The sequence below is a fragment of the Roseateles sp. genome (assembly GCF_039929605.1).
In the GTDB taxonomy this organism is placed as follows: domain Bacteria; phylum Pseudomonadota; class Gammaproteobacteria; order Burkholderiales; family Burkholderiaceae_C; genus Pelomonas.
In genome coordinates, this window is record NZ_JBDSQX010000190.1 from 23,616 (window position 1) to 31,419 (window position 7,804).

General features: G+C 65.8%; 9 protein-coding genes. 7 read left to right on the forward strand and 2 right to left on the reverse strand.

The window, feature by feature from the left end; translation table 11 throughout:
• The first annotated feature begins 34 nt into the window (after nt 1-34).
• From ABIS05_RS25720 to dnaB, 6 genes are all read left to right on the forward strand, one after another.
• On the forward strand, nt 35-2,092 hold the full coding sequence (locus tag ABIS05_RS25720; protein ID WP_348011632.1) for a VC_2705 family sodium/solute symporter: 2,058 nt from the start codon (nt 35-37) through the stop codon (nt 2,090-2,092).
• Nucleotides 2,093-2,238: 146 nt separating this feature from the next.
• The gene (gene rpsF, locus ABIS05_RS25725) at nt 2,239-2,604 is read left to right on the forward strand and encodes a 30S ribosomal protein S6 (protein ID WP_348011633.1); all 366 of its coding nucleotides are present in this window, start codon (nt 2,239-2,241) and stop codon (nt 2,602-2,604) included.
• 51 nt (nt 2,605-2,655) lie between these two features.
• The gene (gene priB / locus ABIS05_RS25730) at nt 2,656-2,967 is read left to right on the forward strand and encodes a primosomal replication protein N (protein ID WP_348011634.1); all 312 of its coding nucleotides are present in this window, start codon (nt 2,656-2,658) and stop codon (nt 2,965-2,967) included.
• Nucleotides 2,968-2,995: 28 nt separating this feature from the next.
• Nucleotides 2,996-3,286 carry a 30S ribosomal protein S18 gene (gene rpsR / locus ABIS05_RS25735; protein WP_348011635.1) on the forward strand — a complete coding sequence of 97 codons (291 nt, stop codon included), beginning with the start codon at nt 2,996-2,998 and terminating at the stop codon, nt 3,284-3,286.
• Nucleotides 3,287-3,298: 12 nt separating this feature from the next.
• Nucleotides 3,299-3,751 carry a 50S ribosomal protein L9 gene (rplI, locus tag ABIS05_RS25740; protein WP_348011636.1) on the forward strand — a complete coding sequence of 151 codons (453 nt, stop codon included), beginning with the start codon at nt 3,299-3,301 and terminating at the stop codon, nt 3,749-3,751.
• A 146-nt stretch (nt 3,752-3,897) separates the two neighbouring features.
• A complete protein-coding gene (gene dnaB, locus ABIS05_RS25745) occupies nt 3,898-5,319 on the forward strand; it encodes a replicative DNA helicase (RefSeq protein ID WP_348011637.1) in 1,422 nt (473 codons plus the stop codon).
• A 19-nt stretch (nt 5,320-5,338) separates the two neighbouring features.
• On the opposite strand, the gene ABIS05_RS25750 is transcribed toward dnaB, so the two are convergent.
• Entirely contained in the window at nt 5,339-5,710 is a 372-nt protein-coding gene (locus ABIS05_RS25750) for a response regulator (protein ID WP_348011638.1), read from the reverse strand.
• A 144-nt stretch (nt 5,711-5,854) separates the two neighbouring features.
• On the opposite strand from ABIS05_RS25750, the gene ABIS05_RS25755 reads away from it, so the two are divergent.
• Nucleotides 5,855-6,979, forward strand: a complete 1,125-nt coding sequence (locus ABIS05_RS25755; RefSeq protein ID WP_348011639.1) for a PA0069 family radical SAM protein — start codon at nt 5,855-5,857, stop codon at nt 6,977-6,979.
• A gap of 20 nt (nt 6,980-6,999) precedes the next feature.
• Here ABIS05_RS25755 and ABIS05_RS25760 read toward each other — a convergent pair.
• Nucleotides 7,000-7,804: sulfatase-like hydrolase/transferase (locus tag ABIS05_RS25760; RefSeq protein WP_348011640.1), on the reverse strand; the 805-nt coding region annotated here is incomplete at its 5' end.

Consider the following 7,804-nt stretch of genomic DNA (forward strand, 5'->3'; position numbering starts at 1 on the left):
GAGCCCCGGGCTTTTTATTGCCGATGATGCCGCCGTGTCCGCCCACCATCTCCATCGTCGCTACGTCATCTTTGCGCTGAGCTTCGTCGTGCTCGTGATCGCGCTCGGCCTGGCCGAGCAGCGCGGCCTGCCCAAGGCCTGGATTGGCTACACCTTCCTCGGCGCCACCGTGGCGGTCTACGCAATCATTGGCATCCTCTGCCGCACCACTGAGCCGGCCGAGTACTTCGTCGCCGGCCGCCGCGTGCCGCCGCTCTACAACGGCATGGCGGCGGCCGCCGACTGGATGAGCGCCGCCACCTTCATCGGCCTGGCCGGCACGCTCTACGCCAGCGGTTACGCCGGCCTGGCCTATGTGCTGGGCTGGACGGGCGGCTTCGTCCTCGTGGCCTTGTGCATCGCGCCCTATCTGCGCAGCTTCGGGCAGTACACGATCGGGGACTTCCTTGCCGAGCGTTTCCAGAGCGGCGCGCTGCGTCTCGTCGGCGCGTCCGCAGCCATCCTCGTGTCCTTCGTCTACCTGGTTGCGCAGATCTACGGCGTCGGCCTCATCACGACGCGGCTGACCGGCCTGGGCTTCGAGGTCGGTGTCTTCGTCGGCCTGGGCGGCGTGTTGGTCTGTTCATTCCTCGGCGGTATGCGCGCCGTCACGTGGACGCAGGTGGCGCAGTACCTCATCATGATCCTGGCCTACCTAGTGCCGGTCATCTGGCTCAGCGTCAAGCAGACCGGCTGGCCGCTGCCGCAGCTGGTCTACGGTCAGCAGCTGCACCAGCTGGCCGAACGTGAGCAGGAACTGATCCGTGACCCCGCCGAGTTGCAGGTGCGCGGCATCCATCAGCAGCGCGCCGATGCCGCCGCCGCTCGCCTGGCCGATGTGCCCAAGGCGCTGGCCGAACAGCAGGCGATGGCGGCAGCAAACGTGTCGGTGCTGAAGGCCAAGGACGCGTCGCTGGCCAAGATCCAGGCCGCCGAGAAACTGCGGGCTGCATTGCCGCTCACGCCGGCCGAGGCCGAGGAGCGCTGGCGGCGCGAGCTGGTCAGCGAGACGCAGTACGCCCTGCCGCTGTCCGGCCTGACGCCGCACATGCAGCCTTTTGCCGGCAATCCCGACGGCAGCCCCAGCGAGCGCGATCAGGCCAGCGCAGGCCGCCGCAACTTCATCGCCCTCGTGCTCTGCCTGATGGTCGGCACCGCCGGCCTGCCGCATCTGCTAACGCGCTACTACACCACCACGTCGGTTGCCAAGGCGCGCGAGTCGGTCGCCTGGTCGCTGGTCTTCATCTGCCTGCTCTACCTCACCGCGCCGGCGCTGGCCGTCATGGTCAAGACCGAGGTGTTCAACAGCCTCGTTGGCACGAGCTTCGACCAGTTGCCGGCCTGGATACGCCAGTGGCAACGCGTCGACCCGGCGCTTCTCTCGGCCGTGGATTTGAACGGTGACGGCCGGCTGCAGCTGGGCGAACTGCGCCTGCACCCCGACCTCGTCATGCTCGTCATGCCCGAGCTGGGCGGCCTGCCTTACGTCATCTCCGGCATGGTGGCCGCCGGCGGGCTGGCGGCCGCACTGTCCACGGCGGACGGGCTGCTGCTGGCCATCTCCAGCGCGCTGTCCCATGACCTCTACTACAAGGCCATCAACCCCGAGGCCTCGCGCACGCGGCGAGTGACGCTGTCCAAGGCGCTGCTGCTGGCGGCGGCGCTGGCGGCGGCGGCGGTGGCGGCGAGTCGGCCGGCGGACATCCTGGCCGTCGTTACGGCAGCGTTCTCCATCGCCGGTTCGACCTTCTTCCCGGCGCTCGTGGCCGGCGTCTTCTGGCGGCGCGCCAACCGCGCCGGCGCGCTGGCCGGGATGCTGACAGGCCTGATCGTCTGCCTGGTCTATCTGTTCATTGCCCACCCTTCGCTTCGGGCCATGATCGGCCTGCCCGGGCCGGCGACGTTGATCTGGAGCATTCACCCAGCTTCGGCCGGCCTCTTCGGCGTCCCGGCGGGCGCACTCGCCCTGGTGCTGGTCAGCCTGCTCACCGCCGTGCCCACGCGGCGCGACCGCGAGTTCGTCGACGCGCTGCGCAGCCGCCCCAGTCCCTGATTCGGGCTGATTTGGCCATTCGCCCCTTCCCGGGCTAGAATCCTTGGTTCCCCCTTGCCGTAACCACGCGTCGACGCCGTGGCCGGCTTCCTCAGCCCAGGCGGTCATTCCGACAGCGCCGAAGCTGGAACCCACAAGGAGTACACATGCGTCACTATGAAATCGTTCTGCTGATCCATCCGGATCAAAGCGAACAAGTTCCGGCCATGCTGGAGCGCTACAAGGGCCTGATCACCGCCGGTGGTGGTGTCGTGCACCGAGTCGAAGACTGGGGCCGCCGTCAACTGGCCTACCAGATCCAGAAGCTCGCCAAGGCCCATTACCTGTGCCTGAACATCGAAGCTACCAACGCAATCCTGGTTGAGCTCGAGACTGGCTTCCGCTTCAACGACGCCGTGCTGCGCCACCTCACCGTGGTTCAGGACAAAGCCATCACGACCCCCTCGGTCATGATGAAGGCCGTCGAGCGCGAAGAAGCCCGCAAGGCACCGCAACAGCAAGAAGCGGCCTGAGCTGAAGCTCATCGCTAAAGAACCAGGTTTTTCGAGCAGCGTGCCTACGGCGTGAACCAGCTTCACCTGCAGGCGCAGATCCAGCAACTCGGACAAGTTCGCTATACACCCGCCGGCCTGATGGCCCTGGACGCAAGCCTCAAGGCCGAGTCCGAAGTCATCGAAGCCGGCAAGCCGCGCAAGGTCTCTCTGGAGATCAAGGCGGTTGCGGTAGGCGAGTTGGCCAAGCAGTTGCAGACGTTGGGAGTCGGTGGTGTCGCGGTGTTCCGCGGTTTCCTGACCCACCAGCGCAACGGTCGGGGCTTCATCGCCCATGTCACCGTGATCGAACCCGCTGCTCCACAAGAACCCGGAAATCATTGAATCCGGATAGATTTAACAGAGGTCCTCTATGCCCCCGCCACGTGGTAAAGGTCGCTTCTCCAAAGACAAGAAGCCCAAGCGCAACCAACAATCGTTGCTGTTCCGTCGTAAGCGTTTCTGCCGCTTCACCGTCGCCGGTGTCGAAAAGATCGACTACAAGGACATCGACACGCTGCGCGATTTCGTGTCTGAGAACGGCAAGATCACGCCCGCCCGCCTGACCGGCACGCGCGCTTTCTTCCAGCGTCAGCTGACGGTGTCCATCAAGCGCGCGCGCTTCCTGGCCTTCCTGCCGTACAGCGACCAGCACAAGGTCTAAGGAGCTGACGACATGCAAGTGATCCTGCTCGAAAAAGTGTCCAACCTCGGCAACCTCGGCGACGTCGTCAAGGTCAAAGACGGTTATGCCCGCAACTTCCTGATCCCGACCAAGGCCGCACGCCGTGCGACCGAAGCTGCGATCAAGGAATTCGCAGTCAAGCGCGCCGAACTGGAAAAGGTTGCCGCTGCAAAGCTGGCGGAAGCCCAGAAGCTCGGCGAGAAGCTGGCTGGCAGCACCGTTCGCATCAGCCAAAAGGCTGGCGTCGACGGCCGCCTGTTTGGCTCGGTGACCAACGCCGACATCGCCGACGCGCTGACGAAGGCCGGCACGGCCATCGCCAAGTCGCAGGTGCGCCTGCCGAACGGCCCGCTGAAGAACGTGGGCGAGTTCGCGGTCGGCGTGGCCGCTCACACGGACGTGGTCGTCGAGATCAATGTCCAAGTGGTGGCTGCGGTCGAGTAATCGCCCCATTGGTGAAGTAGTCCAACAGGGCTGCAACCCAGCGAAGGCCGAAACCTCAGGGTTTCGGCCTTCTGTCTTTCAGGACCGAGTTTTCCCGCCCGGTCCACCGCCTGCTCCCAGTTCGTCCACAGCTTTATCCACAAGCGATGTCAGCGATCTTTCCCGCTTCTTCTTCCGCCCCGCATGACGACGAGGTCGCACGGCTGCGCGTGCCGCCGCATTCGGTGGAGGCCGAGCAGAGCGTGCTCGGCGGACTGCTGATCGACAACTCGGCCTGGGACAAAGCGGCCGACTTGCTGACCGACAGCGACTTCTATCGCTTCGAACACAAGCATGTGTACGCGGCCATCGGCAAGCTCATCAACGCGAGCAAGCCGGCCGACGTCGTCACCGTGTTCGACGAGCTGACGTCGGTGGGCCGCGCCCAGGAGTGCGGTGGCCTGGCCTACCTGAACGCGCTCGCGCAGAGCGTGCCGAGCGCCGCCAACTTGCGCCGTTATGCCGAGATCGTTCGTGAGCGCGCCATCCTGCGCAAGCTGGTCGCCACGTCGGACGAGATCGCGACCGCAGCGATGAACCCGCAGGGCCGCGCGGTGACGCAGATCCTCGACGAGGCCGAGGGCAAGATCTTCCGCATCGGCGAGGAGGGGTCGCGCAGCCGCCAGGGTTTCCAGAGCATCGACAACCTGATGATTGCGCTGATGGACCGGGTCAACGAGCTGGCCGAGAGCGGTGCCCAGGACGTGACCGGTGTGCGCACCGGCTTCTATGACCTCGACAAGCAAACCGCCGGCCTGCAGGGCGGCGATCTCATCGTGCTGGCCGCGCGTCCGTCCATGGGCAAGACCGCGTTCGCGGTCAACATTGCTGAGAACGTGGCCATCAACGAGGGCCTGCCCGTCGTCATCTACTCGATGGAAATGGGTGCCGCCCAGCTCGCGCTGCGGATGGTCGGCTCCATCGGCCGGATCAACCAAGGCCATCTGCGCACGGGTCAGCTGCAGGACGACGAATGGGGTCGTCTTGCGGAGGCGGTCGACAAGCTCAGCAAGGCCAGCATCTTCATCGACGAGAGCCCGGGCCTCAGCCCCTCTGAGGTGCGCGCCCGAGCGCGCCGCCAGGCCCGCATCTGCGGCCAGCTCGGCCTGATCGTCGTCGACTACCTGCAGCTGATGAGCGGCAACGGCGGCGGCAGCGACGAGAACCGCGCCACGGTGCTGGGCGAGATCTCGCGCGGCCTGAAGGCCCTGGCCAAGGAGCTGAAGTGCCCCGTCATCGCGTTGTCGCAACTGAACCGCTCGGTGGAGCAGCGGCCTGACAAGCGGCCCATGATGTCGGACCTGCGCGAGTCCGGCGCCATCGAACAGGATGCGGACATCATCATGTTCATCTACCGCGACGAGTACTACACCAAGGACGAGTGCAAGGAGCCGGGCGTGGCGGAGATCATCATCGCCAAGCAGCGTAACGGCCCGGTCGGGACCGTGAAGCTGATGTTCCAGCGCATGCACACCAAGTTCGAGAACCTGGCGCCGGGCTACGTCGGCGTGGAGCGGGACGAATATTAAGGAGCGCGCTCGTGGCCGCTCAGGTGCCGCCGTGGTGTTGCGTCAGCAGCGCATCCAGCTGGCTGAAGTTGATGGGCTTCATCAGGTGGGCGTCGAAGGCGTCCAGCTCGACGCTCTTGAGCGCACCGGTGACGGCCACCACGACGATTTTCGTGCCGAAGCGCTTGCGCAACTCAGCCGCCAACGCGTGGCCATCCACCTCGGGCATGAAGATGTCGATCAAGGCGACGTCGGGCGTGAACGTCTCGGCGAGCTTGAGGGCGTCTTCCCCGCAGGTGGCGTACTGCACGCTGCGGCCTTCGAGCTGAAGGCAGAACGCCAGGGATTCGGCCGAGTCCAGGTCATCGTCAACGACGAGCAACTTGAGTTCGGGCGGGGCGTCGAGGCTCATGTTTCGGACTGTCCCCGAACGTCGGCCTGGTGGCCTGCTGATTACTACCTAGCTACCGCCATGAATTGGGCTCAGGCAACACCCGGTTGCCACGCCCGAAAAAAGTCGCCGGCAAACTGGCAAATTACTGTATATATTTACAGCATGTCGCCCGCGCCCACCCGCATCGCCGTCGCCCAGCCGACCCTCGTTCCCGTCGATTCGATCAAGGGGCGCGGCACGGCGACGGCCATGCCGCATCGCTTCGAGCAGCGTGAGCGTGAGCAGTACGACGACGGCTGGGGTTCGCTGGACCAGGACGCTGCGGAAGAGCATCTGCCGGTCGCGACTCAAGTCATCGAGGAGCACGCCAAGAAGATCGTCACGAGCAACCAGTCGCCGGACATCTCCTTCGACTACTCCATCAACCCTTACCGAGGCTGCGAGCACGGCTGCATTTATTGCTTTGCGCGTCCCACGCACAGCTATCTGAACCTGTCGCCAGGGCTGGATTTCGAGACGCGCATCGTCGCCAAGGTCAACGCGGCCGAGCGCCTGCGCGAGACGCTGGCCGGCGCGCGGTACGAACCCAAGTCGCTGGTGCTGGGCACGGCGACGGACGCTTATCAGCCGGTCGAGCGCAGGCTGGGCATCACACGTCGCCTTATCGAGGTGCTGTCCGAGTGCAGTCACCCGTTTTCGGTCGTCACCAAGAGCAGCGGCATCGAGCGTGATCTGGATCTGATCGCGCCGATGGCCGCACAGGGGCTGGTGTCGGTCTATCTGTCGGTGACGACGCTGGACAACGACCTCGCCCGCATCCTGGAGCCTCGCGCTGCGGCCCCGGCCCGTCGGCTGCGCACGATCCAGGCGTTAGCGCAAGCGGGCGTGCCGGTCGGCGTGAGTGTGTCGCCCATCATTCCCTTCATCAACGAGCCGGAGCTGGAGCGCATCCTGGAGGCGGCTGCGGCGGCGGGGGCCAGCAGCGCCTTTAGCATCCCTGTGCGCCTGCCTTGGGAGGTGAACCCGCTGTTCCAGGACTGGCTGCAACGTCACTTCCCTGACCGCGCCGACCGCGTGATGGCGCGCATTCGCGACATGCGCGGCGGCAAGGACAACGACGCGCGCTTCGGCACGCGCTTCAGCGGCGAGGGCGTCTGGGCCGAGCTGCTGCAGGCGAGGTTCCAGCGGGTAGTCGCCAAACTGGGTCTGCGCAACAAGCGGCGGCCGGTGCAACTGGCGCTGTTCAAGCCGCCGCGCAAGCCGTCAGCGCAGGCCGACCTTTTCTAGGCCGCTTGGCCCCCCGGTGTTTAGCGGCCCGAGCGGCAAGCGGCGAGCAGATCCCATTCGGGCTTGTAGATATCGGCCCGAGCGCCCACCCAGCCCATGATGGTGTGGAAGAGGTTGTCGTGCGACGCCGGCTTGTCGCGCAGGCTGGCTAGGCAGCCCGGCTTGAGCGTCGCCGCCAGGGCACCGCCCTCGGGCACCCACAGCACCATGGGCACATGCGTCTGCTCTTGCGGCGCCATCGCGTACGGCATGCCGTGCAGGTAGAGGCCGTTCTCGCCAAGCGACTCGCCATGGTCGGACACGTAGAGCATGCCCGTGTCAAAGCGCTCGCCTTGCGTCTGCAGCCAGGCAATGGAGTGCGCCAGCACGCGGTCGGTCGTGGCGATGGTGTTGTCGTAGCCGTTGACGACCTGCTCGCGCGCGCATTGCTGCAGCGCGTTGCTCCTGCACTCGGGTTGGAAGGGCTTGAGGTCGGGCGGCGAGCGCTTGAAGTAGGCGGGGCCGTGGCTGCCCATCTGGTGCATGACGAGCACGAGGCCGCGTTTCAGGCGTTCGGGGTCGAGCGTGGCGATGCGCTTGTCCAGTTCGTGCAGCAGCGCTTCGTCGAAGCATTCGTCACCGTTGCACAGGCCCGTCGGCAGTGGCGCCGCACCCTCGGGCAGCTTGGCCGTGAAGCTGTTGGGCACGCGGTCGCACAAGCCCTTGCAGCCGCTCTGGTTGTCCAGCCACAGCACGGCCAGGCCGGCGCGCTGCAGCACGTCCAGCAGGTTCTCCTGCGTACCCTTGATGTCGCCAAAGGCGCTGCGGCCCAGCGGCGAGAACATG